This is a genomic window from Halalkalibacter oceani (assembly GCF_023715705.1).
In the GTDB taxonomy this organism is placed as follows: domain Bacteria; phylum Bacillota; class Bacilli; order Bacillales; family Bacillaceae_D; genus Halalkalibacter; species Halalkalibacter oceani_A.
On the sequence record NZ_JAMBOS010000122.1, the window covers coordinates 1 to 255 of the forward strand.

Below are 255 nucleotides of genomic sequence, written 5' to 3' on the forward strand. Positions count from 1 at the left end.
CAGTCCCAGTGTGGCCGATCACCCTCTCAGGTCGGCTACGCATCGTCGCCTTGGTGAGCCTCTACCTCACCAACTAGCTAATGCGCCGCGGGCCCATCCCCCAGTGATAGCCGAAGCCATCTTTTATGACGGGATCATGCGATCCCGAAAATTATCCGGTATTAGCACCGATTTCTCGATGTTATCCCAGTCTGAGGGGCAGGTTGCCCACGTGTTACTCACCCGTTCGCCGCTGGATCCACTGACGTCATCCCG

1 rRNA gene is annotated in these 255 nt (G+C 57.6%); it reads right to left on the reverse strand.

The features are described from left to right. Positions 1 to 255, reverse strand: a 16S ribosomal RNA gene (locus M3212_RS21895); the annotation flags it as partial.